The organism is Streptosporangium jomthongense (genome assembly GCF_042650425.1).
Classification (GTDB): Bacteria; Actinomycetota; Actinomycetes; order Streptosporangiales; family Streptosporangiaceae; genus Streptosporangium.
On record NZ_JBHSBC010000043.1, the window covers coordinates 1 to 25,282 of the forward strand.

General features: G+C 69.0%; 22 protein-coding genes. 15 read left to right on the forward strand and 7 right to left on the reverse strand.

Annotation, left to right across the window (positions count from 1 at the left end; genetic code table 11):
- Window positions 1-617: 617 nt before the first annotated feature.
- From ACFOYY_RS34050 to ACFOYY_RS34070, 5 genes are all read right to left on the reverse strand, one after another.
- The gene (locus tag ACFOYY_RS34050) at window positions 618-1,259 is read right to left on the reverse strand and encodes a hypothetical protein (RefSeq protein ID WP_386195234.1); all 642 of its coding nucleotides are present in this window, start codon (window positions 1,257-1,259) and stop codon (window positions 618-620) included.
- Window positions 1,256-1,831 (reverse strand): hypothetical protein, encoded by a 576-nt coding sequence (locus ACFOYY_RS34055; protein ID WP_386195236.1) that lies wholly within the window; start codon window positions 1,829-1,831, stop codon window positions 1,256-1,258. The genes ACFOYY_RS34050 and ACFOYY_RS34055 overlap by 4 nt, the downstream gene beginning before the upstream one ends.
- Window positions 1,828-3,021 (reverse strand): hypothetical protein, encoded by a 1,194-nt coding sequence (locus ACFOYY_RS34060; RefSeq protein ID WP_386195238.1) that lies wholly within the window; start codon window positions 3,019-3,021, stop codon window positions 1,828-1,830. The genes ACFOYY_RS34055 and ACFOYY_RS34060 overlap by 4 nt, the downstream gene beginning before the upstream one ends.
- 371 nt (window positions 3,022-3,392) lie before the next feature.
- Window positions 3,393-4,181: a hypothetical protein gene (locus tag ACFOYY_RS34065; RefSeq protein WP_386195240.1), complete on the reverse strand. Its 789-nt coding sequence runs from the start codon at window positions 4,179-4,181 to the stop codon at window positions 3,393-3,395.
- A gap of 48 nt (window positions 4,182-4,229) precedes the next feature.
- The gene (locus ACFOYY_RS34070) at window positions 4,230-5,930 is read right to left on the reverse strand and encodes a hypothetical protein (protein ID WP_386195242.1); all 1,701 of its coding nucleotides are present in this window, start codon (window positions 5,928-5,930) and stop codon (window positions 4,230-4,232) included.
- Window positions 5,931-6,081: 151 nt separating this feature from the next.
- Between ACFOYY_RS34070 and ACFOYY_RS34075 the strand changes: the two genes are divergently transcribed.
- The 4 genes from ACFOYY_RS34075 (at window position 6,082) to ACFOYY_RS34090 (ending at window position 11,393) form a co-directional block, all read left to right on the forward strand.
- On the forward strand, window positions 6,082-6,423 hold the full coding sequence (locus ACFOYY_RS34075) for a hypothetical protein (RefSeq protein WP_386195244.1): 342 nt from the start codon (window positions 6,082-6,084) through the stop codon (window positions 6,421-6,423).
- 284 nt (window positions 6,424-6,707) lie between these two features.
- The gene (locus ACFOYY_RS34080) at window positions 6,708-8,441 is read left to right on the forward strand and encodes a hypothetical protein (protein WP_386195246.1); all 1,734 of its coding nucleotides are present in this window, start codon (window positions 6,708-6,710) and stop codon (window positions 8,439-8,441) included.
- Between the two features lie 339 nt (window positions 8,442-8,780).
- Complete coding sequence (locus tag ACFOYY_RS34085) at window positions 8,781-10,922, forward strand: zinc-ribbon domain-containing protein (protein WP_386195248.1); 2,142 nt, start codon at window positions 8,781-8,783, stop codon at window positions 10,920-10,922.
- Between the two features lie 315 nt (window positions 10,923-11,237).
- The gene (locus tag ACFOYY_RS34090; RefSeq protein WP_386195250.1) at window positions 11,238-11,393 is read left to right on the forward strand and encodes a hypothetical protein; all 156 of its coding nucleotides are present in this window, start codon (window positions 11,238-11,240) and stop codon (window positions 11,391-11,393) included.
- Window positions 11,394-11,466: 73 nt separating this feature from the next.
- Here the strand turns inward: ACFOYY_RS34090 and ACFOYY_RS34095 are convergent, their stop codons facing one another.
- Window positions 11,467-12,042: a DUF6245 family protein gene (locus ACFOYY_RS34095; protein ID WP_386195251.1), complete on the reverse strand. Its 576-nt coding sequence runs from the start codon at window positions 12,040-12,042 to the stop codon at window positions 11,467-11,469.
- 295 nt (window positions 12,043-12,337) lie between these two features.
- On the opposite strand from ACFOYY_RS34095, the gene ACFOYY_RS34100 reads away from it, so the two are divergent.
- Entirely contained in the window at window positions 12,338-12,649 is a 312-nt protein-coding gene (locus ACFOYY_RS34100; RefSeq protein WP_386195253.1) for a hypothetical protein, read from the forward strand.
- 27 nt (window positions 12,650-12,676) lie between these two features.
- On the opposite strand, the gene ACFOYY_RS34105 is transcribed toward ACFOYY_RS34100, so the two are convergent.
- Window positions 12,677-13,627, reverse strand: coding sequence for a tyrosine-type recombinase/integrase (locus ACFOYY_RS34105; RefSeq protein WP_386195274.1), 951 nt, complete (start codon window positions 13,625-13,627; stop codon window positions 12,677-12,679).
- Between the two features lie 527 nt (window positions 13,628-14,154).
- Between ACFOYY_RS34105 and ACFOYY_RS34110 the strand changes: the two genes are divergently transcribed.
- The 10 genes from ACFOYY_RS34110 to ACFOYY_RS34155 all read left to right on the forward strand — a co-directional run.
- A complete protein-coding gene (locus ACFOYY_RS34110; RefSeq protein WP_386195255.1) occupies window positions 14,155-15,594 on the forward strand; it encodes an MFS transporter in 1,440 nt (479 codons plus the stop codon).
- A 22-nt stretch (window positions 15,595-15,616) separates the two neighbouring features.
- Complete coding sequence (locus ACFOYY_RS34115) at window positions 15,617-16,153, forward strand: MarR family winged helix-turn-helix transcriptional regulator (RefSeq protein WP_386195256.1); 537 nt, start codon at window positions 15,617-15,619, stop codon at window positions 16,151-16,153.
- On the forward strand, window positions 16,122-16,451 hold the full coding sequence (locus tag ACFOYY_RS34120) for a hypothetical protein (RefSeq protein ID WP_386195258.1): 330 nt from the start codon (window positions 16,122-16,124) through the stop codon (window positions 16,449-16,451). Before ACFOYY_RS34115 ends, ACFOYY_RS34120 begins: the two co-directional genes overlap by 32 nt.
- 68 nt (window positions 16,452-16,519) lie before the next feature.
- Window positions 16,520-18,919 (forward strand): HAD-IC family P-type ATPase, encoded by a 2,400-nt coding sequence (locus ACFOYY_RS34125; protein WP_386195260.1) that lies wholly within the window; start codon window positions 16,520-16,522, stop codon window positions 18,917-18,919.
- A 38-nt stretch (window positions 18,920-18,957) separates the two neighbouring features.
- Window positions 18,958-19,401: a universal stress protein gene (locus ACFOYY_RS34130; protein ID WP_386195262.1), complete on the forward strand. Its 444-nt coding sequence runs from the start codon at window positions 18,958-18,960 to the stop codon at window positions 19,399-19,401.
- Window positions 19,402-19,460: 59 nt separating this feature from the next.
- Window positions 19,461-21,926 carry a plasma-membrane proton-efflux P-type ATPase gene (locus tag ACFOYY_RS34135; protein WP_386195264.1) on the forward strand — a complete coding sequence of 822 codons (2,466 nt, stop codon included), beginning with the start codon at window positions 19,461-19,463 and terminating at the stop codon, window positions 21,924-21,926.
- Between the two features lie 89 nt (window positions 21,927-22,015).
- Window positions 22,016-22,339: a hypothetical protein gene (locus ACFOYY_RS34140; RefSeq protein ID WP_386195266.1), complete on the forward strand. Its 324-nt coding sequence runs from the start codon at window positions 22,016-22,018 to the stop codon at window positions 22,337-22,339.
- Between the two features lie 225 nt (window positions 22,340-22,564).
- Window positions 22,565-23,781 (forward strand): IS3 family transposase gene (locus ACFOYY_RS34145; RefSeq protein WP_386195268.1). Its coding sequence is split into 2 segments (ribosomal slippage): window positions 22,565-22,877 and window positions 22,877-23,781, totalling 1,218 coding nucleotides; the frame shifts between segments, so codons are not numbered across the junction.
- Window positions 23,782-24,150: 369 nt separating this feature from the next.
- Window positions 24,151-24,714 carry an RICIN domain-containing protein gene (locus ACFOYY_RS34150; RefSeq protein WP_386195270.1) on the forward strand — a complete coding sequence of 188 codons (564 nt, stop codon included), beginning with the start codon at window positions 24,151-24,153 and terminating at the stop codon, window positions 24,712-24,714.
- A gap of 198 nt (window positions 24,715-24,912) precedes the next feature.
- On the forward strand, window positions 24,913-25,282 hold a 370-nt coding region (locus ACFOYY_RS34155), incomplete at its 3' end, for an esterase/lipase family protein (RefSeq protein ID WP_386195272.1).

Here is a 25,282-nt window from a genome sequence, read left to right on the forward strand (position 1 = left end):
AGGCGCGGTTGTCGGCTCAGGAGGAGGACTGGTCTTTATCCGAGCTGGAGCGGTGTGCTTCGGCGAAGGCGTCGGCGTGCCGGTGGATGCTATGGCCAAAGCGACGACGATGGCGGTGACGACAAGCAGCGCGGCTCCGCTGATACCGACCGTGACCCCTATAGGGACTCTACGAGGATGGGGCCGCACCCAGACTCTCCTGCCGTCTCGCAGTGTCCGCCAGTGACCTCCAACCTGCGTCGTTCTGTACTTGGGCATGCGCGAACGGTATAAAACAGCCACCGAGTAGACCAGACGGTAGCGAAGTGGTCTTTTCCTAACGCACGAGCGACCAGAGTGCAGTCGCAACTGGGATAGACGCCCTCACAGCCTGATGCGGCTACTCCGTCCGCCGACACCGTCCCCACCGAGCAGAGCAGTGCTGAGCTGCGAGTCCGCATATGGTGCGCAAGTCGTGACAGGTGCCGTCCCACAAGGTCAGCTAGCACGGTTGTGAACCCATAAGGCGTGTGCACGGACCAGAAGTCTTCCGCCTTCCGGCCCGTGGCCCGCGGGCGCCCGCCATACGAGCTGTACGGCGAGCGCCTGAGGCCCTCGATGGGGCGGGCAGTGTCCTGTTAGGCCGTGGTGTGCTGGGGGTTGATCCGGTAGAGCCGGGAACGGAACCGCGCCTGCTCTGCCGGGTCCCGCTGCACGGGGACGTGGTCGCCGGTGTACAGGTCCAGGTGCCCCCACACGCCCCGGCGGGTCTCATCGTGAATCCACCGGCCGCAGACCATGACCGAGACGGTCCGGCCGGGGGCGGCGATCGAAGTCACCTCGTGGTAGTCGCGGGCGAAGATGCGGTTCACCGAACCGGGCGCGTTCAGCACGCAGCCCTGCTCAACGAGCATCCCGGACGCGGTGCGGTGCCAGTGCTCGTCCTCGTAGGCCCCGAGCACGGGGTGGGCCTCCATGACCTCCCAGGGGTGCGTGTGCGGCTTCGAAGTCTCTCTGCTGCGCAGATCGGGCCGGTACCAGAGGTTGATCTTGATGGTGAGGTCGCCCGTCTGGGTCAGCACGTGCTCGGCCTTGTAGCCGAGCGGCACACCGTCGTCGCCGTCGTCGGGGCCTGGCACCAGCCACCACCGGGAGGCGTCGGTGAACGCGCTCCACGTGAGGGCGGCCTGGGCGGGAGCGTGCGCGGCCAGGCCCGCGGCCGCGGCCTCGTACAGTTCCTCGTCCACGATGAGGCTGGGGATGATCATGGCGGTCCTCATGACTTCTCCTCCTCGGGGACGTGCCAGTCATCCCTGCGGGCCTCCACGTAGGAGGTGATCCGCTGGTCGTCGTAGCGCATGAGCTCGGCCAGCGTGGCACCGGCCCACAAGGCGAAGGTCAGGACGACCTCCCGGGCGTCTTCCACCTGGTGTCCGTCGCGGAGGTAGGCCGCGTACGGTCTGGCCATCCGGGTCCGGCACTCGGCGTCGTCGGCCCCGGCTTCCGACAGGATCGCGATCGCGGTCGGCCCGGCCGGGTGGTCGTGCTGCTGGGCCTGCGCTACCTGGTCGCCGAAGTCGATCAGGTAGCGCTCTACCTGGTCGCCGTACTGGATGCGCAGGTAGGCGTGCAGTTCGACGGCCAGCCACTCCACCAGGAGAAACGACTGCTGGGGCAGTGCGGAGGCGTCCTGCCACTCGTGCAGCACGGCCGTCAGGTCGTTGTACGGCCCCCAGGCGACGTCCTCGTACTCGCCCTCCCTGTGCTGATCGGCCTCGTCAAGCGCGAACGCCCTGATCAGCCAGAGCGCGACCGAGTACGGCTTGGTCTGCTCACTTTTCGCCCGCCTCATCGGGTGTCCTGTCCCAGGCGCGTGGCCGGGTCGGTCTTGGCGTGCGCCGGAGCGTCGTACACGCTCGCTCCACGGGCGTGCATCCACTGCACGATCCGCTCCAGCGCGGCCGTACGACGCTCGTCACCGGGCATGGTCTTGGTGATGTGCCGCTGGGCGAACACCTCGTCGCCGAGCGCCTCACGCACCCGGGCCAGCGTCGCCCCGTCCAGCGGGGCGGAGACGTGCGGCGGGACGGTGCCCGGCGTAGCCGGGGGCAGGACCGCCGTGGCGCCGGTCAGGGCCTTACGCAGCCCCTCCAGGTGGCGACGCAGCGTCCGGGCGGCCTCGTCGGCGTGGCCGGCCTCGACGGCGACCTCCTCACGGTGGCCGCCGGTGAGGCTCTGGCGTTCATACCGGCGGGCGATCTCGCCGCCGACCGCTCTGATCGCGCCCTGCAGCCGGTCAGCGACCTCGGCCAGCCCGTCGAGCGCGGCGGCCAGGTCGGCCGGGGAGTCACCACCGCGACTCATCCAGTCGCAGGCGTAGGTCTCCAGGTCCTCGGCGGCGTCCCAGAGGGCGGCGGCGGGGGTGCCGGGCACGACGTCCTTGGCGCGCACCACGCTGCGGCCGGAGGCGCGCAGGCTCAGCCGGGCCTCGGGTACCGGGCCGGGCAGGCTGTGGGTGGTCGTGCGGCCGGTGTCGGCCTGGCCGGGCTTCTCGCCCGGGGCGGGCAGGGTGCCGCCGGGGGAGGCGCACCAGGTGTGCTGGTCGGGGTAGAGGATCTCGTAGGCCTGCCGCTGCTCGGGGGTGCCGTTGCCGAAGGGGTTGGGCAGGGCGGGCACGGCGCCGGAGGCCAGGGCGGTGCGCTCGGCCCACCCGACCAGCTGCCACACATCGGAGGAGGCGGCTTCGGCGATCTCGGTGAGCGGCCCACCGGGCCGGTCGCGCAGGTGGTCGGACGGGGCGAACGCGGCCGCGCCGTGCTCGTGGGCCAGGCGGGTGGCCTGGCCGAGGTGCTGGCGGGCGGCCACCAGGTGGCGGGCCAGCCGGGTGGCCACCGGGGCGGTCAGCGTCGCGGCGGGCACCTCCTTGGCCAGCACCGGCGGCGCGTTCTCCTCGTCGACGCGGCGGGCGGCCTCGGTGTAGGACTCATCCGTCTCCTGCATGCGGCGGCGGATGTCGCGCTTGCGGGCCTTGTCACTGGTCATGAGGTGCGTCCTTTCGGCAAGGGTGCCCACGTCGCCCCGCCGTAAGGGAAAGAAGCTCATGCCAGCGGAAACGAGAAAGGAAGACCAACACGCGAGTCGGGGACCCTTGCCCTTCGGCCGCGGGCGACGTGGGCGCCGAGCGACTCGGAAGCGGGCAGGCGTGCTCTGCCACTAATCGAAAAGCGTACGGCACAGCGCTGCGACGGCGCAGCACACCAGCGCAGATGTCAGGAAACTGTCCACTTTCCCGCCCCCACCCCCCCGGGGCGGTGGGGGCCTGGCGGGGAAGTCGGCGTCGGCCCCCCCGGAAAGTTGTTGATCTTCGCGGGGTCGACGTCAGCCTCGCGGGGCAGGGCGTTCCGGCCCAGGGTTTACTCGACGTCGGCCACGGCCGCCAGGCGCGCGCCGAACCGGATCTCCGCCGCCTCCGTCTCCTGCGGGGTCAGGCGGGGGGCGTCCACTCCCACCGCGCCGTCCACCTGGAGGGCGATGCTGAGTGCCGCGTCCGCCGCCCGCAGGCGTGCGGTCAGGTCAGATCCGGCCTGCGCGGGGTCGCTGGCCAGGGTGCGCAGATCGGCCGCAGCCGTCCGTGCGCTGTCCACGTCCCACTCGTACCCGCTGGCGCCCGGCTGGACGACCTGGTCCAGGATGTCGGCGGCCAGGCGCAGAACCTCCGCGTCCTGCGGCCCCAGGGGCCTTGCGTTGTAGCGGAGATGGGTTACCTGGTTCTTCACGTCCCGGGTGACCTCCTGACGGTGGGCGTGCACCATCACCCGGTCCGCGCTCGCCGTGTCGGCTATGGCGTGCGCGAACAGCGCCGAGGCCTGCCGCCAGCGCCGAGCGAGCCGAGCGTGTACCGGCTCCGCAGGGGTGGCGAGAAAAGGGGAGGTCTCCTCCAGGACCTGGAGAACCTGCACGGCCTCGTCGGGGACGAAGCCGGTGAGGTCCGCGTCGCCGCTCGTCGACCAGACGGTTCCGTCGATCGGTTCTCCCGCGAGGCCGTGCTGCTGCAGGGTCATCACGCGGCCCGCGCGCCGGTGGATCGGGCCCAGGCCGCTGTAGGGGCTTGCTGTGGTGACGTCCTGGACCAGGCGCACGATGGCGCTCCTGCTCCAATCGCGTTCGGCCAGCTGCGGGCCGTGCTCTGCGGTGGTGTTCATGGTCGGCTCCTGCTTCTCAGAACGGGGGACGTCGTTGAACCGGCGGTGTCAGAGGTGGCCGTCGTAGGGATCGGGGTCGTCGTCACCGTCGTACCAGCCGCCGTCATCGTCGTCCTGCTGCTCGTGACGCTCGTGGTCGGTGGGCAGGACGAGCTTGACGTCGGGAACCGCGACAAGGGGGCGTCCCTCCGTGGAGGCGGTCAGCTCAGCCCAGGTACGGGGGGCAGGGTCGCCCCGGCGGATCCAGACGAAGCCGCCGGCGGCGGGCTGTCGCAGATAGAGGGTGTCGCCGTCCTCAACCTGCCGCACCTCCAGGCCGGGTTCGGGATCGCCGTGCCGGTACAGCGTGGCCGGAGTCGGCTCGGTGTACAGCTCGGACAAGACGAGTGCGCTGCGGGCGACATCCTGCTTCAGGGCGTACAGACAGGAGGCGGCCCGGGTCAGGTGCCCGGCGTGCACCGCCTGGGTGAGCGCGTCGGCCGAGTCGTTGAGGAGTTCCAGGCAGTGCCGTACCCGCAGGATCGGGCGCGGCAGCTCGGCGGCGCGCGGCCGGTACCGGAAGGTCTCCACCTGGTAGTGGTAGACCAGGTTGCCGGGGGTGGTGCCGGTGACGGCCGGGTTGGCCCGGTCGGTGTCAGCCAGGGTTCGGGCGTGGACGGTGCCGCACGCGGTCCAGGTCGGCTGGCCGTCGAAACGGGGCTGCACGCTCAGGGTCGTGGTGGTGTCCTCCAGCGGGTCGCGGTCGGGGTCGTCCTCGTCGGCGGGCAAGGAGACGGCGTCGTCGATCTGCCACCGCTTCACGATCAGCCGTGAGGCGGCGGCGCAGCCGGGGACGGCGCATCGCTGCTGGGCCCGGCGCTCACGCTCGGCCTGGCGGTTGTGGTTGCCGGTGGCGGCCAGGGGGTGCAGCGGCTCGGGGTTGCGGTCCCGCACCAGCGCCTCCAGCGCCGCGGCGAGCCGATCCTCCATAGCCTCCAGGGCGTCGTCGCGTTCGACCTTCGTGAGGATCTTCTGGACCGCGCCATGCGACAGGCCCGCCGCGGCCCCCAGGGACCGGTGGGTGTCGTCGCGTTCGCCCCAGGAGGCGATCCGGCGGATCAGCTCATCGCGCTCCTGACGGCCGGTTTCGGCCATCGCGGCGACGATCGCCAGCCGGGCCCGGACGCGGGCGCGGGCCCGGTTCCGGGCGGACTTCATCCGGTCGGCCAGGCCGCGCACGACCACCACGCCGCCCGGCGTCATCGGCGTCACAGTGGCGTTCAGGCGGGCGGTGGCCTCGGCCAGGTCCTCATCGGTGAGGTCGGCTCCGGCCAGGTCATGGATCGTCACGGCGCTGAGGTCCCACGCTGAGACGATCTCGACCTGGGGCAGGTAGCGCACCGCTTCGGCCAGGCGGTCCTCCAGTTCGGCCGCCGCCATCTGGGCGTCGGCGGTCAGCCCAGTCCGGGGGCCGCCCTTGCCGGAAGGGGGCATCATCCAGGCGGCGATCCGGGCGGCCAGGGGACGCAGCGCGGCCAGGGCCTGCCACAGCGCCTCACCGGCCACCAGCGGCGGGATCGGCCAGCGCATGCTCCGCTGCCGGTACTCCCGTCCCCGGTGGTCGTCGTCGCCGTTCTGCAGCGACAGGACCGGGGCGCCGTCGACGGGCACGTACAGCTCCACCACCGGCTGATCCTGGGCCAGGTCCCACAGCCACAGCGGAGACACCTCCTCGGCGGGCACCATCACCGCCACATGCTTCTCCATCATGGATACAAAGTAGCCAATCTCAAATTGTATGGCTACTAACTAGCCAGACTAGTAGGGGTTCCAGGTCGGGACTCTGTTCCCGCACTGAGGCCCTTCCGGGCGAAGCGCCTAAACCCGCGACCGGCCTCCTGGGAAGCGAGAAGATCGGCTCATGGCTGAGTTCCCCCACGTCTGGATTTGTGCGTACTCCGAGGTCGTTCGTGCCGATCGCGTGACCTCCTTCTTCGTCTCCGACGAAGGCCCCGACCTCCGCGCCGCAGAAAGCACCAGCAGCGGAGCGCTGTGGGCCTATGTGCTGGGACGCCATGAGCCGGTGCGCATCGACGGATTCAGCGGCATCGCGGTGGTCGACCTGCTGACCGCCGTGACCCAGGCGATCGAAAAGGCCCTGGACCGTCGGGCGTATGTGTCCTACATCCGCCTGAGCAGCACCACCGGCCCGGCCCCCGTCACGAGCGTGCAGATCTACGACTCCTATCCGCCCATGGGGTGATCGCCCAGTTCCCCTCGGCCACGCATGAGTCTCACGCCAGGTTGATCATCACCAGCAGGTCAGCGTCCGGTACGGCCGCCGCCTCCCGCAGCAGGTGCGCGATGGGGGACGTACTGGTAGGCGTCGTCCTGGAGGCCGTCATCGCTGGCCGGACGGCGCCAGCCCGACCCTGAGCACGCCGTCGACCGCATCAGCCAGGCCATGCACGGCGTTGTGACTGCCGCCCGCCCCGTCGGGCGACAGTGACGGGTGAAATGTCGCAGGTTCCTGCTTCGCTATGAGCTATGACGATGGTGAACTGGGAACGCGAGCCCGGTGAGAAGGTCGAGGAGTTCGTCGCGGCGCTGTTGCTGCTCAAGCACCCGCACGGCAATCAGCCCACTCCGTCTAAGGGAGATCGGGGGGTCGATGTACGTGTGGAAAACCCTGACGGCTTCGACATCTACCAGGTCAAGCGCTACAGCCGTCCGCTGACGGCCGGTCAGGCCCGCAAGATCGAAGCCTCCTGGAACACCTTCGTCGCCCAGACACTGCCGGTGCTGCCGGTGCGTTCCTGGACCCTGGTGACGCCATGGGAGCCCAGCAATCCACGGCTCGACTGGCTGGCCAAACTGACCGTCGGCCACGGCATCCGCACCCGCTGGATGGGCGGGCGCATCCTGGACGGTCTTGCCGCCGACAACCCCGCCCTGGTGCAGTACTACTTCGGCGACGGCGGGCAGCATCTGGCACGGCTGATCACCGAGGTGCTGCAGGGTGGCCGAGAGGTGCCCGTAGGCATCCCTGCCGAGGACCTTCTGGATGCCGTCATCGCGCGCCAGCGCGGCCTGGCCGCCGCGTTGAACGAAGTGGACCCGTTCTACCGCTACGACGTGCAGATCCGTCCAGGCCGGGTGGATCAACAAGCCTGGGACGGCGACCTGCGCACCACCTCCCCGGTGGCCTGGGTGCACTACCGGCAACTGGATGAGGACTCCTACCTGGCCATGCGCCTGCTGCCCCGCTGCGCCGAATCCCCGCGGCTGCGCCCGATCACCGCAGCGGTCAAGCTGGAGGTCCCCGTCGGCTCGCCCGAACAGCAGGCGATCGAGGACTGGCTGCGCTACGGCGCCCCCTTCCGCGACGTGCCCGGCACCGTCACCGACGTCACCGGCCCTCCGGGCCTGCTGAGGTCCACCGGCTCAGGACGCTTCACCTTCATGGTCACCGCCGACTCCAGCAGTGACCGCCCCGACATGGAAGTCCGGCTCCTGGCTCCGGACGACACCGTCACGCACACCCTGCCCCTCACCAACGTGCGCATCAACAACGGCCTGGACGGTCCTGGTACCTGGCTGTCAGCCACCGACCCGTCCGAGGTCTTGGAGTTCCGCTTCTTGTTCAACGGACCCGGCCGCGACCGGGTCCGTATGACCATGTCCTCACCGGTCGGCAAGACCCCCGCCGACGTACTGCCGGCGGTGCACCTGGTGGCCGACCTCGCCCCTGCCACCGGCCTCGTCCTCGCGGTGCGCGGTGGCCCGCCTCTCACCTCCGTCTGGCGACCTGAGGAACCCGAACTACGCGCCTCACCCCTGGTGAACATGGCCCGCTGGACGGTCACCCTCCTCCAGGCACTCCTCGCCGTGCAAGCTCACGCTCTCCAGCGCGTGACCGTTCCCGACCTGGAGAAGATCTCCCCCGAGCAGATCGGCGAACTCATCCAGCTCGCGCGGCTCCTACGCGGCGAGGAGATCCGCACCACCTGGACACAAATCACCCTGACCCGCGGTGCTTCCAGCCAGGCACTCACCGATCCGGAATTCGGAGTCCTTGCCACCAACCAGATCCAGGTGAACCTGGCAGGCCGGCAGATCCTCCTGAACGACGTGCAACGTCGTGTCCTCTATCACAGCGCCCGCCCGGCCGATCCGCACGAGCTGGCTTTGGCCCAGCCGGGCGACACGGTCCACCTCGTGCCCGGATCCTCGGCCGAGGCGACGATCGCCGTGGTGCCCGTCGGCGACCAGGCCGGCTGACCCCGCCCAGGCCGCCGAACTCGGCGAGCACGCCGTACTGACCGAACTGGAGGGCGAGGCCGGCGCGGCCGGTGTGCGGGCAGATCTCAGCGGCCGCCGGTCGGCGGGCCGGGACCGGGTGCCGTTCGGACAGGAACAGCGGCCCGTGGGTACGCACGCTGCCGTCCGGGAGCCGGAGCAGGCGCGGCAGCAGGTGAGCTGTGCCAACGCCCCGCGAACTCGCCGCCGCCCGCGCAGCCAACCGCGAACTCATGAGCCAACTCAATCGAGCAGCTGGAGCAGACAGCCCGTAGCTGCTGTAATGAATCTATTGTCGGCCCTGTCTCGTAACCTCACCCCATGCCCAGAGCCAGCACCCCCGATGTTTCTGAGGGCAACACCGCCGAGCGTGTTCTCGCGGCGTCCGACGTCACGCTCACCGCATGGCCGCCTCGCCCGGAATCGCTGGATCCGGCCGGAGGCAGCCAAGAGGCCCGGCTGCGGATGCTTCAGCGCATGCGCGGCATCTGGAACGACCTCAATCGTGCTCGTCGTGAACGCGTACAGGCCGAGGTTGAGGTGGCGAAGGCCCGTCAGGCGGAAGTCAAAGCTTTCTGGGACCAGTACAAGATCACTGTGAAGGAGCAGTGGGCCAACCGCGCGGGTGGGCGCGGAAAGACCATGGTCGCCGATATCCCTGATGTGGCGAAGCAATGGCATCCGGACAATAACGCCCGGCCGGAGGAGGTTTCCGCGACAGCCCAGAGGCATGGCGAGTATCTATGGCAGTGTCCCCTTGGCCTGGGCCACGAGCCGTGGGCAGCTGTGCCCAAGGACAGGGTTCAGGCCGGCTCGGGGTGCCCGGCCTGCCGGCAACTGATCCGGCTCACCGACATCCCGACGCTGGCCGAGCAGTATCGCGGTCCAGTGCCGAAAAGTCAGATGAACTACGCAGCACATGAGCGAGTGTCGTGGGTCTGCCGGACCTGGGCAGTCACCCCTGAGACCGGTACATGGCACCCGGTTGAGCACCGCTTCGAGGCGGTAGTCAAGGAACGCGCCCTCCAAGGAAATGGTTGCCGGGTCTGCGCCGGATACGTGATAGATGACACGAATTCGCTGCGCACGTGGTTCCCGGAGATCGCCGACGAACTCGACGATCCAGACATTGACCCGGGCCAGCTGCCCACTAGCCGACACAACGCCTCGAGGAAACGACTCGCCGGGGACGAATCCGGCGGCGTGTACGCCACGTTTCCCTGGCGATGCCGCCATGGGCACCAATGGGAGGCAAGCATCCTCAATCGTGTCCAGGGTGCAGGCTGCCGTCACTGCTCGAGAGCCGGAATCTCGAAGGAACAGGTCCGGCTCGTCGCGGAACTCTCGGGACTCATGAAACTCATTCAGCCCGAGCCACCGGACCCTCGACTGCCTGACGGTCTGCCTAACTTCGCTTCACACCAGATCACGGTTCCACCGCAGTATAAACCGAAGCACTGGCGTTACAAAGCAGTAGAAGTCGATGCCGTCTTCCAGCTAGAGGGCGGGATCCGAATTGGTGTCGAGTACGACGGCTCGTACCACCATTCCACCAAACGGAGGGATCGACAGCAGTACGAGACTGAGAAAAGCCAGGTCCTAGTCACTGCCGGTCTTCTGGATCTGCTCGTTCACGTGCGACTGGGAGATCTCCCTGCACTGAAAGTTCCAGAGGGGCTGACCGTGCCAGTGCCAGAACGGTCGACCCCCTACCAGCAGGCACGTGCCGTAGCAGCCGCTGTCCAGGACCGTTTCCCTGCCAGTGTTCCTGAACTCGATGGCTACCTTGCGTGCGGAGGAGCACAGCTCCAAGATCAGGCAGACGCGTACATTCTCGCTACCTGGGGGGAACTGCGTCCCCCGCGGCGCAAACCTGAACGGGCGAAGGCACGAAGCCCACGCAAACTCAGGGAAACACCACCTCATCGTGACAGTCTTCTAACGCCTGTCAGCGCACCGTACAGAAACCCTGACCGACTTGCGGAAATCGTTCGCGACTACCGATGTGCTTGCGGCAACCCTCGCCCGTTCACGGCCGTCCAGGCCCAAGTCACCTCGGGCAACACCAAGAGTTGCGGATGTCTACGCGACCGGGTCAAACGACAGCGGCGCTCTATCATATCCCGCGCTGAGACGCGAGCTGTACGTGACTGGGCTCGAGGACGGGGCATCGAAACTGGGGAGAACGGCCGAGTCGCGGCTCGGATCACAGCCTCCTATCGACTGAGCGAGGCGGGACGGCTCGATGTCCTGGGGGCTGACGGCCTGCTCGAAGAATTGCGCGTCCAGCACTGGGCACAGCTCAACGGTCAGAAACTGCGCGCGCGAGGCCGGGTGACAAGCGAGGTCTGGCTCGCTTACGCAACAGACGCCCTCTCCCGGGATGAACTGGACGACTGCTCTACGGAACAGCAACCTCCACCCAAGATGGTTCAGGGTGATCTGTTCGACCTCATTGAGTGACTCGGCCTGGGCACGCGCACGACAGGCGTTGCACACGCCATCGTCGCTCTGACGGCTTCAGAGCTGTGCGAATGCGTAGCGCACGCTCGTAACACCCTAGAGAATCGTCGGCGACTTCAACGCCTCGGGCGAGGACATCGAGCAGGACTGGATCACCCGCACCGGCTGCTGGGTGCACGCCGAACGTGTCCTGCTCACAGGTGAGCAGGACCTCGCCTACGGGCTACCGGCGGCCGAGGGCAAGCGCGGCGATCCCCGGTGGCCGGCTTCGCCGCCCGGCACGGGTTCGCTCCTGAGCGGCCGGTGCAGTGGGAGGTGGAAGCGCTGGAGCCCACCGAGCTGCAACGCGCTCTGCTGGCCGCCGTCGAGCCGTGCGTCGACCGCCGGATCTTGGCGGCGGTGATGGCCGAGGAGGACCGTCAGCGTCACGCTCTGCAGGCTTTCACCGCCCGCTGGAACGACGGGCGGTGAAAGAGGAGGGCGCGGTTTCCTGGTCAGGTTTTCGCCAGACTTCCGGAGGGTGCACCAGCCCGCAGGAGAGCCGTCAGCCGTCGCCGAGGACGTCCTGCAAGCCGTCGAGCATGCCGAGCAGGATGTCGACGTTGGCGGCCGCGTCCAGCAACGCCTGACGGGCCGCCTTCATCTCCGCGATCCCGGCCGTGACGCCCTCCACCGAGGGAACCTGGCCGTTCGCGATGACGGAGAGCAGGCGTTGCAGGCCGTCGGCGGCGTGCGCGGCGGCCACCGGGATCGGCCCGGTCGAGGGGTCCTGGGCGATCTGCCGCAGCGGGCCGGCCACCCGGACCGTCTGCCAGCGCAGGAACTCGGCGAGCTTGCCCGCCTCATCGTCGACGCCCGCGGCGATCAGCTGCTGGCGGTGCGCGGCGAACAGTTCGTCGGCGTCACCGGCGAGGGACTCGGCGAGGATCGCCTCGATCTGGGCCGCGCCCAGCAGGGCGTTGGCCAGGCTCATCCGGTACGGCCCCGCGCCGCCCAGCCGGGCGGCCTCGTCGTCGTGTTCGGCCGGGGAGTTGTCGCCGCTGTAGGCGTCCAGGGCGGTCAGCGCCGCGGCGAGCTGGTGCACGGAGGCGCCCTCGGGGGCCGGTGGGGAGAAGGTCATGGGCGCCCACCGTAGGGCCTTCCGGGACACGGCGAAGGGCAAAGGCGTCTGCCGGCCGTTGTCGGCTGTCTCTTCGCGTATGCGCGCGTAAGGGGCTGCAGAAAATGAAGAAATTCCTCTCCTCGCCCCTCCGTAGCGCGGCCCAGGCGTTGACCACCGCGGCGTGCTCCTGGCCGTCGAGGTACCCGGTTCTCGAGGCCTCGCTGTAGTCCTGGGGAAATTTCCAACGGATTTGCCTGACCTGCGACGATGCACGGCTCTGTGACTATGGTGTCGATTCGCTTACGGTGAAGGCGTGAGCGACGACAAGCCGGAGTTTGGGTACGGCGCGGGCGGTCGGCCGCTGTGGACTGTGCGGGATCGGGACGCTGAGGTCATCCGGACGGTGCTGCGCAAAGCGGGACGGCAGGAGTTCAGCGAACGCCGTGACGGGTTCGTCGTCGAGGGCGGAGGCGACGGGGCGCCGTTCCTGGTCGCCTGCACCGAGGAGGCCGAGGGTTCCGCGCCGGAGCTCACGCGGTATCGGGTCGATCTGGTGAAGGCTGGGTATCGAGTCGAGCCCGACCCCGACGATGATCAGGTGCTGCTGGTGCGGGAGGGCTTGTGACCCGGTGCAACCGCCGTGGTGCGGGAGTCAGCGGGTGCGGCGACGCTGGACGGGGTCGGCTTCGGCGGTGATGCGGGCAGAGGTCTCTTCACCGAGTCGCACGTAGTGGCCGAGGCTGGCCAGGTGCTGGTGGCGGCTCTTGGCTTGCAGTTCGGGCGCGCTGCGCCCGGCCTGGGCGAGATGCTGGAGCGCCGAGTGCCGCAGCTGGTGCAGGGTCCAGCCTTGGCGGTGCGGGTCGAGCTTGGCGGAAGCGGTCTTGAACAGGTACTCGGCGCGTGGATAGGACAGCCGGCCCCGTCCGGTGACGGGGCAGATGTCGCCGTCCGCCGGCACTCTGGAGCCGGAGGTGGGAGCGCGCCGGTCGGCCAGGAACACCGGCCCGCTGATGCGGCCGGCCAGCAGGCGGGGCAGCAGCCGGGCGGTGGAGGTGGCCCAGTGTACATACTCGATCGCGCCGCCCTTGGAGGTGACGCGGGCGCGGCGGAACTCGGGGTCGAGGTCTTCGATGTTCAGGGTGAGGATCTCCTCGGCGCGGGCGGCCGTCTCATACAGCAGCCTCCAGAGCACGCGTTCTCGCAGGGCGTGCGAGGTGTCAGTGAACAGCGTCTCCAGCCGGGTGCGGGGGATGGAGCGGTCGCCGCGGCGGGCGCTCTTGCGGCGTTCCAGGCGCCGGGCCGGGTTGGTGGCGAGGATCTCCTGGCGCTGGGCCCAGGTGGTGAAGGACGTGAGCGCGGACAGGTGCCGGTTCCATGTCGCGGCTGTGGCCGTCGTCCAGCGTTCCATCGCTGCGGCGTAGTGCTCGGGCTGGAGGGCGGCGGCCGGGAACTGGGCGCTGGTGACGACGAGCAGGCGCCTGAGGGTCTCGGCGTAGCCGGCGCGGGTCGTGGCCGCGGTGATGGAGTCGAGGAAGCGGTCGACCGCTGTCGCGGTCGTCGGGCCGACCGGGGCCGGGTCGGACTGGCCGGGGAACGCGACCACGGACAAGCCAAGCACCTCCTGCGCCGATGTGACACATAACGTTACCGAGTCGCACCTGGCGCGGCGGATGCCGAGCTGGGCGGACACGATCGACAATCCGTCTATGTGACAGATAATTCATATTACCTGTCACATCCAACCCGGCTCGAATTGGCCGCCAAGGTCTTACGTGACATTGTCCTGCCTCGCGTAGCGGCTGCGGAGGAGGCTGCAGTGCGCGTTGATCAGACCTGCGCCGGCGGGCGCGGCTGCGGGACAGGTGAGGCGTGTGTGGCCCGTTCCCGGTCGGCAGGGGTTGGCCACGGGTGGCCGGAATGGTCGGGAGTAGGGTGGGAAGTGGTTCTGGCACAGAAGGAGTCCGGGGGGATCATGAATGTGCCACCGACGGGGATATGTGCTGTTCGGAAGCGGTCGGGGCTGCGCTCCGGCGGTTGGGGAGGCCGCTTTCGCCTGCTGCCGAAACGTAGGAGAGTACGGCTTCGGGTTGGTCGTTTCGGCTGGCTGATTTGCGAGTTGCGGGTTGAGTGATGAACGCGCGGAGCCGTCGCGGGTTTCCTGATCTGCTCGGGGAGTCCCGCCGGCCACTGCGGGTGCGCAAGCACCCCAACGCGGCATGGTTCGCGGTGGGGGCGGTGTGCATCGGCGCGTTCATGGGGCAGTTGGACGCGAGCATCGTCACGCTGGCGTTCCCGGCGCTGCAACGGGAGTTCGCCTCCTCGCTGGCGGCGGTGCAGTGGGTGTCGCTGGGATACCTGCTCACGCTTGTGGCCTTGCTGGCCGGGGCGGGCAGGGTGGCCGATACGGCGGGTCGCAAGCTGATCTATCTGTATGGATTTGTCGTGTTCACGGCGGCGTCCGCGGCGTGCGGGCTGGCGCCGTCGCTGGCGGCGCTGGTGGGGTTCCGCGTCGTGCAGGCGGTCGGGGCGGCGATGCTTCAGGCCAACAGCGTGGCGCTGGTGGTCTCCAGCCTCCCGCGGACGCGGGCGCGGGCGGGGCTGGGGTTGCAGGCGGCGGCTCAGGCGCTCGGTCTCGCCTTGGGCCCGGCGCTGGGCGGGCTGCTGGTGGGGACGCTCGGCTGGCGATGGGTGTTCTGGATCAACGTGCCGGTCGGCTTGGCCGCCATCACCGCGGGCCATTACCTGCTGCCGCGTACCCGCCGGCGCAGGCGCGCACGCCGCCTCGACCTGGCCGGGCTGGTTTTGCTCGCCGGCACCACTACCTGCCTGCTGCTGGCGGCCTCGGTGATCTCCGGTTTGGCGTTGCCGCTGTGGTCGCTGCCAGTCCTGTTTACTGTCGCCGCCGTGTCTGGGGCCGCGTTCTGGCTGTGGGAGCGGAAGGCGCCGTCCGCGCTGATCGACGTCGGATTGTTGCACAGCCGGGCGGTGGCGTCCGGGCTGGCGGGCGCGTCGGGCGGCTATCTGGTGCTGTTCGGTCCCCTGGTGCTGGTGCCCCAGGTGCTGGTGGCCGGCGGCATGAGTGAACTGGGCGCCGGCCTGATCCTGACGGCGCTGCCCGCGGGTTTCGCGCTGGCCGCATTGGGCGCCGAGCAGGTGCTGCCCGCCCGGTGGAGCGACCGCGTGCGGTGCGCGACGGGGGCGGTGCTGGCCGCAGTCGGGGCCGGGGTGCTCGTCCTGTCGCCGGGCCAGGCCGGACTTCTGGTGGCTTGCCTGCTGATGGTGGGTGCCGGGCTGGGCACGTTCATTCCCGCCAACAACAGCGTCGTCATGGCCGCGGTTCCGGAACAGGTGTCGGGCACGGCCGGGGGCATGGTGAACATGGCTCGCGGCATCGGCACGGCGTTCGGCATCGCCGTGGTGACCTTGGCGCTGCACCTGGCTGGCGCCTCCTACCTGGTGGGGGCACGGGCCGCGCTGGCCGCGCTCGCGGCGGTCGCCGTCTTGGCCGCGCTCACCGCGTTCAGCGCGCCGCCCGGCCACGATCACCGCCGTCCGGCACCGGAGCTTTGACGACGGCAAGGGGGAGAGCACGATGGCAATGAGCGTGACACCGCGCAGCGCCGCCACGCTAGGTGATTCGGCCGGGCCGGTGCTGGCCGACACCGTCGCCCGGCTACGGCGGGCGATGCGCCGCGCCGCCCGCGCCGCCGATCCCGACTGCCCGTTGACGGTCGCGCAACTGGAGGTGCTGTCCTGCCTGGCAGCAGTACCGGGTGCCCGCCCCAGCCAGCTGGCCCGCCACCTGAGGTTGTCCCCGAACTCGGTCACGACGCTGGTGAACGCCCTGTACGCGCGTGGCCTGGTCACCCGGTCGCGGGTGGCGGGTGACGCACGGGCGTTCGCGCTGTCTCTCACCGCCGATGGGCAGCGCGCAGTGCGGCGGTGGACGGGTACCAACGCCGCTCTCGTCCACACCGCCCAGGCCGGGCTCGGCCCGCATCACCAGCGTGTGCTGGCCGAGGCGATACCCGCACTGGATGCTCTGGCCCGCGCCATCGACACGCTCGCGGACACTCCGCCCCACATCAGGGAGGCTGATGATGACAACCCCATGGCTGCCGGCCGATGATGCTCAGCACCGGGCACGTCAGGCGACCCAGAACCGGTGCCTGGCAGCCGCCACCGCGCTGGTGGCCGGCCTGGTGATCCTGACCGTTGGGCACAATGACGCACTGACAGCGGCGGGGGCGCTCAGCCTGGCCATCGCCGTACTGCTCGGCGCGTACGCCTACCGGAACCGCTACCAGGCGCACGGAGGGTCACCGCCTCGCCACCTGGCCGCCCCGGACCCACGCTTCTTCCTGCTGATCGCTGCGCTCGCCGTCACCGTGGCCATCCTGGCCGGAGTTGGCCTGCTCATCCAGTGAACAGCCGCCCCAGCCGCCGACGGAGGAGAGCGACAGAGAGCGACAGGGAAGAGCGAAGGGGGAGCATCGTGAGCGACGTAGCCTCGCCCAGGGGCCTGTCCTCGGCCGCAGCCCGGGATCTGCTCGCGCAGTACGGGCCGAACACGGTGCCGGAGCAGCGGCCTCGACTGGCCGCCCGTATTGCCGCGAAGCTGTGGGCGCCGGTGCCGTGGATGCTGGAGATCACGATCGCGCTGGAAGCGGCGTTGGGCAAGTGGCTGGAGGCCGCCGTCGTCGCCGTGGTGCTGGCGCTCAACGCCGGCCTGAGCCTGGTGCAGGAAGGCCGCGCGCAGGCGGCCGTCGAGCTGCTGCGCCGCCGACTGGCCGTGACCGCGCGGGTCTACCGTGATGGCGCCTGGCAGCCGATCCCCGCAGCCGAGCTGGTCCCGGGCGATCTGGTTCACGTTCGTGTCGGTGATCTGGCCCCGGCGGACCTGCGGCTGAGCGAGGGAGAGGTACTGGTCGACCAGTCGGCGCTGACCGGAGAGTCCATCCCCGCTGAACGCGGCCCGGACCAGATGGTGTTCTCCGGCTCCACCATCGCCCGGGGAGAGGCCACCGGCCAGGTGAGCGCGACCGGGCCGCGTACCTACTTCGGCCGCACCGCCGAACTGGTCGCCGGCTCGGCAGCCACGGCGCACCTGGAAGGCGTCGTGTTCCGCATGGTGCGCATCTTCATCATCGTGGACCTCGTCCTGGCCGCCGCCGGCATGATCTACCTGGCCGTCGGCCACGCCCCCGGCCCGGACATCCTGTCCTACGGCGTCGTCCTGTTGCTGGCGTCGGTACCGGTGGCGCTGCCGGCGGCGTTCGCGCTGGCCGGCGCGCTCGGCGCGCGGCACCTGGCCGGGCTGGGCATCCTCACCACCCGGCTGGCCACCGTGCAGGACGCCGCTGGCATGGACGTGTTGTGCGTCGACAAGACCGGGACCATCACCTGCAACCGGCTCACCGTCACCGCGGTCACCGCACGCTCCCCCTACCGCGACACCGACGTGCTCGCCTGGGCCGCCGCCGCCTCCGATGCGGCCACCCAGGACCCTATCGACCTGGCCATCCTGCACGCCAACGGCGGCTCCCCCGAGCAGGCCGGGCGGACCGCGTTCGTCCCCTTCGACCCGGCGACCAAACGCTCCGAAGCGACCCTGCGCGCGGGCGACGGCGTCCTGCGCGTGGCCAAAGGCGCCCCCCAGGCCATCGCCGACCTCGCGGCCCAAGCCCCCGACCCGAACCTCGGCACACTGGCCGCCAGCGGCGCCCGCGTCCTGGCCATCGCCACCAGCCACGACGACCGCTCCTGGCATCAGGCCGGGCTGGTGGCGCTGGCCGACCGTCCCCGCCCGGAAGCGGGCGAACTGGTCAGGCAGCTGGCCGATCTCGGCGTGCGGGTGGTGATGGTCACCGGCGACAGCCTCGCCACCGCCCAGGCCATCGCCGCCCAGGTAGGCATCACCGGAACCGCCTGCACGGCCGGCGCCCTGCGCGAGCACCAAGCAGACCTTTCCTCACTCGGCGTGGTGGCCGAGGTCCTGCCCGAGGACAAACACCGCCTCGTCCGCGACCTACAAGCCGCCGGGCACGTCGTCGGCATGACCGGTGACGGGGTCAACGACGCCCCCGCGCTGCGCCAGGCTGAGGTCGGGATCGCCGTGGCGGCAGCCACCGACGTCGCCAAGTCCGCCGCCGGTGTCGTCCTGACCCAGGAAGGCCTGATCGGCATCGTGGGCCTGGTCAAGGAGAGCCGCAGAACCTACCAGCGATCCCTCACCTACGCCCTCAACGTCAGCGTCAAGAAGCTCGAAGTCCCCATCCTGCTGGCCGTCGGCGTCTTCGCCTGGCACCAGTTCGTCTTCACCCCCCTGCTCATGGCGCTGCTCCTGCTCGGTAACGACGTCGTCAGCATGGCCATCGTCACCGACCGCGCCCAAGCCTCGCGCCGCCCGGACCGCTGGGACGTGCGCAAGATCATCATCGGCGCCACCGTGGTCGCCACCCCTTTGCTGGCGGCCTCCATCGGCGTGCTGTGGGCCGGCCGCGACCTGTGGCCACGCCTCGACCTCGATCACCTGCGCACACTCATCTTCGTCACCCTCGTGGCCGGCAGCCAGGTGAGCATCTACCTGGTGCGCACCCGCGACCACGCCTGGATGAGCGCACCGGGACGATGGCTGCTCACCGCCTCCGCCCTCGACCTCCTCGCCGCCTCCGCCCTCGCCCTAACCGGAACGCTGATGGCGCCGTTGCTACCTATCGCTCTGGTAGCCGCGCTGGCAGCCGTCCTCACCGGCGCGCTCGCCGCCGATCTCATCAAGGTGCAGGCTTTCAAGGCGCTCGGTCTGCATCGGCTGTGGCGCTTCGACGGCAACGCACCAGCCGACAGCGCCAGAACCTCATTTCTTCCGCCGCTGCGCCCACCGCATGAGCGGTAACGGGCGCTACCTATCCGGCACCTCTGAAGGGGCAGACCATGACCGAGATCTCGCAAAACGTCATCATCGTCGGTGTTGACGGGTCCGAAGCCAGCACAGACGCGCTGCGCTGGGCCGCCCGGCAGGCACACCTCACAGGCGCGACCTTGAAGGTCATCCGTGCTTGGCAGCTTCCACCCCAGTACGGCTTCCCGGTGGACTACAGCGACGCGGACTTCGATGAAGAAGCACGCAAGCAGACCCAGCAGGCCATCGCGGAGGTCCTGGGCACTGACCCGCAGGTCCACCTTGTCACCGAAGTGATTCAGAGCCCTCCTGCACCCGCCCTGATCGACGCCTCCGCCACTGCAGACCTGCTGGTGGTCGGAAGTCACGGACGCGGCGCATTCGCCCGGATGCTGCTGGGCTCCGTCAGTCTGCACTGTGTCCAGCACGCTATCTGCCCCGTGGTGGTCGTCCGGCCTCGGCGCCCACCTACCTGAGCCCATCGATTGAACTTGGCCAAGGCTGAGCGGCGGCTTCGACACCGGGAGGAGCGCGAATGGCCGACAACGACGGCACAGGTCGGACGGTTCGAGACGAACGTAGCGATGAGGACCAACAAACCGACGAACTGCTGAGCGCGGACCAAGGGCTGAGCAGCGGGCAGGCCGGTGCACGGCTGGCTCGTTACGGACCCAACACCCTGGAAGAGCGAGAACGCAATGTCGTCCTGGAACTGCTGTCACATTTCTGGGGGCCGATCCCGTGGATGATCGAGACCGCCCTGGTCCTGACCGCCATGACGGCTCGATGGACGGATTTCGTCATCATTGCGGCGCTGCTCCTGCTCAACGGCATCGTCGGGTTCTGGGAGGAACACCAGGCGCACGGCGCCATCGCCGCTTTGAAGAAGCGGTTGGCCAAGGAGGCGAAGGTCAACCGTGACGGCTCCTGGACGACGATCCCGGCAGGACAGATCGTCCCAGGCGATCTGGTACGGGTCGGACGGGGCGAGATCGTTCCAGCCGACGGCCGCGTGATTAGCGGCGAGTGCGAGGCCGATGAGTCGGTGCTGACCGGGGAGTCCCTACCGGCTGCCAAAGAATCCGGCGACGATCTGTACTCCGGCTCGGCGATCTCGCGTGGCAGGCCGGTCGTGCGAGTCCTGGCCACGGGAGCGCATACGGAATTCGGCCGTACCGCGGAACTGGCCGGCAGACGTGCACCGGTGAGTCACTTCCAACGCGCGGTCATCAACATCGGCAAATACCTGATCGTGTTGGCCGTCGTACTAGTCGCGGTCATCATCCTGGTCTCGCTGGCGCGAGGGGCAGGGGTAGCCCGCACGCTGGAGTTCGCCCTCGTAGTGATCATCGCCTCCATCCCGGTCGCGCTGCCCGCGGTCTTGTCGGTGACCATGGCCGTCGGTGCACGCTACCTCGCCAAACGCGAGGCCGTGGTCACACACTTGCCCGCCATCGAGGAGATGGCCGGCGTGGACGTCTTGTGCGTCGACAAGACCGGCACAGTAACCAAGAACGAGCTGGCCATCGCCGCCAACGTGGTGATCGAGAACGGCGAGCAGGCCGGGCAGGTGCTGCTGCAGGCCGCTCTGACCGCCGAGCCCGGTGGCGCCGACCCGATCGACCGGGCCATCGTTGAAGCCGTCGGCCCCGATCGGCTTCGCGGCTGGCAGGTCGTCGACTTCACCCCTTTCGACTCGGCCCGCAAATACGCCGAGGCGCGCGTGCGCGACCACAGCGGTGGCGAACGTCGGGTGGCGAAGGGCGCCGTGCAGGCCATCCTCAGCCTCACCGAAGCCGACGGCCCACTCATCGAGCGCGTCTCACGGGTGACAAGCGCCTTCGCCGCCCGAGGCTATCGGGCCCTGGCCGTCGCACACGCCGACGGCGGACGGTGGCGGGTGACCGGCGTACTCGGCCTGCAGGACCCACCACGTGACGACTCACGCCAGACCTTGCAAGAGGCTGAGCGGCTCGGCGTCCAGGTCAAGATGGTCACCGGCGACCGCGGGGAGATCGCCCGCGAGATCGCCCGCAAGATCGGCATGGGAGACGACATCCTGCCTGCCCGCCGCATCCAGGAACTGCGGGGTGCGGACCTGGCCGCCACCGTCGAACAGGCTGACGGATTCGCCCAGGTGATCCCTGAAGACAAATACCGGATCGTCGAAGCGCTGCAAGAGCGCGACCACATCGTGGGGATGACCGGCGACGGCGTCAACGATGCTCCAGCCCTGCGCCGCGCCGACGCGGGCATCGCGGTCTGCGGCGCCACCGACGCGGCCCGCGCCGCCGCCGACATTGTGCTGCTCGCCCCGGGGCTGTCCACGATCGTCGAGGCCGTCCACCGGGCCCGCGAGGTCTTCCAGCGGATGAAGAACTACGCCATCTACCGGATCACCGAGACGATTCGTGTGGTCGTGTTCGTGACAGTGACCATCCTGGTCTTCTCGTTCTTCCCCATCACCCCGATCCAGGTTGTCCTGCTGGCCATCCTCAACGACGGCGCCATCTTGTCCATCGCCTACGATCGCGTGCGGCCCTCCCCTCGCCCTGAACGATGGGACCTCACCGAAGTACTCCTCATCGCTGCCACGCTCGGGCTCGTCGGCGTCATCTCCACCTTTGGGCTGGTGTTTGCCACGCATGTCTCGCTGGGGTTCGCCGACGCAGACGTTCGGACGCTGGTCTACCTCAAGCTGTCGGTCAGTGGCCACCTGACCGTGTTCCTCGCCCGCACCCGCGGCCCGTTCTGGTCCCACCGCCCCTCATGGGTCCTGTTCGTTGCCGTGATCGGCACGCAACTCCTGGCCACCGCGATCGCCTTGACCGGTTTCCTCATGACCCCGATCGGCTGGAAGCTCGCCGGACTGGCTTGGGGGTGGGCGTTCGCCGAGCTCCTGATCCTGGACCCGATCAAGCTGGCCGCCTACCACCTCCTGCGACAACGTACCGGGCCTGCTGGGCCCGTCACCGCCGCTCAACCGAATACCGGCCGGTGACGACCGTGATGGCACGACATCACTGACGCGCCGACAGAACCACGACCCCGGCCCGGGTGGGCCAGAACAGCAAGGAAAGGTTGTAGCCGATGACCAGGATGAAGGTAAGAGCGCTGATCACGCTCCTGCCGCCGGAGAAGGGCGGCCTGACCCACGCGCTGCCGCATCGTACGCAGTCGCTGACAATCTGCGCACATCATCGGGAGGGAGGCGTGCTCCACAACCGGCCCTTCGCCGCGGCGATCACAACCGACGACTGGAAGCCGTTGACTCCGGGCGACAGGAACCACATCATGACCATCATCGTCACCGACGACGAGGCCACCGAATACCTCCGCCCGGGCGAGCGATTCGACCTGTGGTGCGGACATGATGTCGGCAGCGGCATCGTGTCACGACGCGTCGTCATCTAGAAAGATGACACGGTCCGCGTCGCATGTTTGAGTCCTGGCTGGCGGAGTGGTGAGCCAGCCACCCGGGGATGCCGGCCTCATCGCCTGCTGTGGCCTGCACGACGGGGGAAGTGTCTGCTTCCAGAGTCCCCGGCCATTGGCCTCGCGCACTGGGCCGGGCCCTCACCCTGAAGCGTGGACACCTTGAGTACCGGATGATGGAGATCCGGAGACAAGGAGTTCCACGTGGCGATGAAGTCGTATCCGCCGGAGTTCAAGGCGGATGCCGTCGCGTTGTACCTGTCCGATCCGGGACGGACGCTGGCCTCGGTGGCTGAGGATCTGGGGATCAGCCGGGAGACGCTGCGTAACTGGGTGCGTCAGGCGCAGGCGGACGGCAGCGCGGGCGCCAAGGAGCGGGGCCCGGCGAGGAAGCCGGTGCGGGGCCCGCTATCGTCCGACGACGTGCTGGAAGAGGAGAACAAGCAGCTCAAGGCCCGGGTTAGGGAGCTGGAGCCAGAGCGCGACATCCTGCGCCGGGCGGCAAAGTATTTCGCGGGAGAGACGAACTGGTGAGCCGCTTCGCGTTCGTTGACGACCATCGCGACGCCTTCGGCGTCAAGCGGCTGTGCCGGGTGCTGAAGGTGTCGCGCTCGGGCTTCTACCGGTGGATCAAGGCGGCGCCGGCCCGGGCGGAGCGGGCTGCGGCCGATGCCGCCCTCGCCGCGGAGATCAGGCAGATCCACGACGAGTTCGACGGCACCTACGGTGGTCCGCGCGTCACCGCCGAACTGCGGGCCCGGGGCCGTCAGGTCAACCACAAGCGGGTGGCGCGGGTGATGCGCCGCTGCGGCATCGTCGGGCTGCACCTGCGCAAGAAGGTGCGCACCACGGTGCCCGAGCCCTCGCATCAGCAGGTGCCCGACCTGATCCAGCGGGACTTCACCGCCGAGCGGCCGAACATCCGCTATGTGGGCGACATCACCTATCTGCCCGTCGGTGAGGGCCGGTTTCTGTATCTGGCGACTGTGCTGGATCTGGGCTCCCGCCGGTTGGTGGGCTGGTCGATCGCCGATCACATGCGCACCGAGCTGGTGAGCGACGCGCTGCGGGCCGCCGCTGCGGCCCGGGGCAGTCTGGGTGGTGCGATCTTCCATGCCGATCACGGGGCGCAGTACACCTCGGCCGAGTTCGCCAGGGTCTGCGCCGAGCTGGGGGTGCGCCAGTCCAGGGGAGCCGTCGGGTCCAGCGCCGACAACGCCGCCGCGGAAGCCTTCAACGCCACGTTGAAACGCGAGACGCTGCAGGGCGCCCCGGGCTGGTCCTCGGCGCGTGAAGCCCGCTTGGCGGTCTTTAAGTGGATCACCCGCTACAACACCCGAAGAAGACACTCCTTCCTTGGCTACCTCAGCCCCATCGCCTACGAACAGCAGAGCACGGATAGGGTGCTGCTCGCCGCATGACAGCCGGTGTCCACGTTTCTGGGTGAGCCCCCCTCCATCTCCCCCACCAGGTCGCCGGTCACTGATCACTGTCTTCCCGATGCCCCGGCGGAAGCAAGCGCTTACGGCTCGACGATCAGGTCGACGACGACGGCCTACTCGGCCGCCCCGGCGCGGAAGACGCCGGCGCTGGTCTCGACTGTCCCGTGCGGGCGACCGGGGTGACGTCGGCCGTCTCCAGCCGGGCGCGCTCCTCGACGCGCTCCGGGCCAGCGAAGAAGGTCAGGCGCGCCACCCATACAGATAGGTTACGTAACGAGTTTGTCTTGCTACTTTAAGTAACAGAACTGTGATGGGTCCCCCCTCAGTAAAGAGAAGAAAGGCGCACCCATGAACCACCCCACCCAAAGGCTCTCCTCACGACGGCTGGCGGCGGCGACCGTCCTCGCAGCCGCCCTCACCGGCACCGCGATGCTCGCCCCCCACGCCGCGGTCGCCCTCGACGCCCCCGCTCAACAGACCACCATGAGCGACGCGCAGACCCACACGATCAAGACGTTCTCGGACAAGTGCTTCACCGTTGCCAACACCGACCCCGGTAACAGCGTCCCCATCAGGACCTACACCTGCCGCAGCAACGACCCTTCCCAGCAGTTCACCCTCGTTCCCGTCGGAAACAACGAGTACGAGATCAAGACGTTCTCGGACAAGTGCTTCACCGTCGCGAACAGTGACCCTGGCAACAGCGTCCCCATCAGGACCTACACCTGCCGCGGCGACTTCTCCCAGCGGTTCCGTCTCGTTCCCGCCGGAAACAACGAGTACGAGATCAGGGCGTTCTCGGACAAGTGCTTCACCATCGCCAACGGCGACCCCGGCAACAGCGCCCCCATCAGGACCTACACCTGCAGCGGCGACTTCTCCCAGCGGTTCCGCTTCGACCCGGGCCTCTAAGAGGTAAACGGCTCGACGGCCACCAGCGGCACAGGAAAACACCTGCGCCGCTGGACTGTCCGCCAGTTGAGCGCGCACGGGATCGGCCCAAGGAATCCCTGTGCGCCCCCAGGGGCCGCAGAACGTGGTCCCGGCCATTCCCGTTGCGCTTCGCCGCGCGTGCCCGAGCGGCGATGAGCTGCTCGATGGAGGTTCTCCATGGTGTTTTGGATGCGGGTGGCCGCCGCGGTCAGCGTCGGTGTGGCGGTCAGCGGAGCGGTCTCGGTCGCCGCCGACGAGACCCGGGCCGACGATGCCCGCCCGGTGGTGTTCGTGCACGGGCTCCATGCCGACCCGGGCGTCTGGGCGTCGATGAAGGAGAGATTCGAGAAGAGCACCGTCGGCGACTTCCCGCCCACCAGGCTGCACGCCTTCGACTACAGCGAAACCACCGAGGACCACATCGCCGACAACGCGAAACGGCTCTCCGACTGGCTCTCCTCCGAGCATCTGGGTGAGGTCGACGTGGTCTCCCACTCCATGGGAGGGCTGGTGGCCAGGAAAGCCCAGGAGGACGGCGCCACGATCC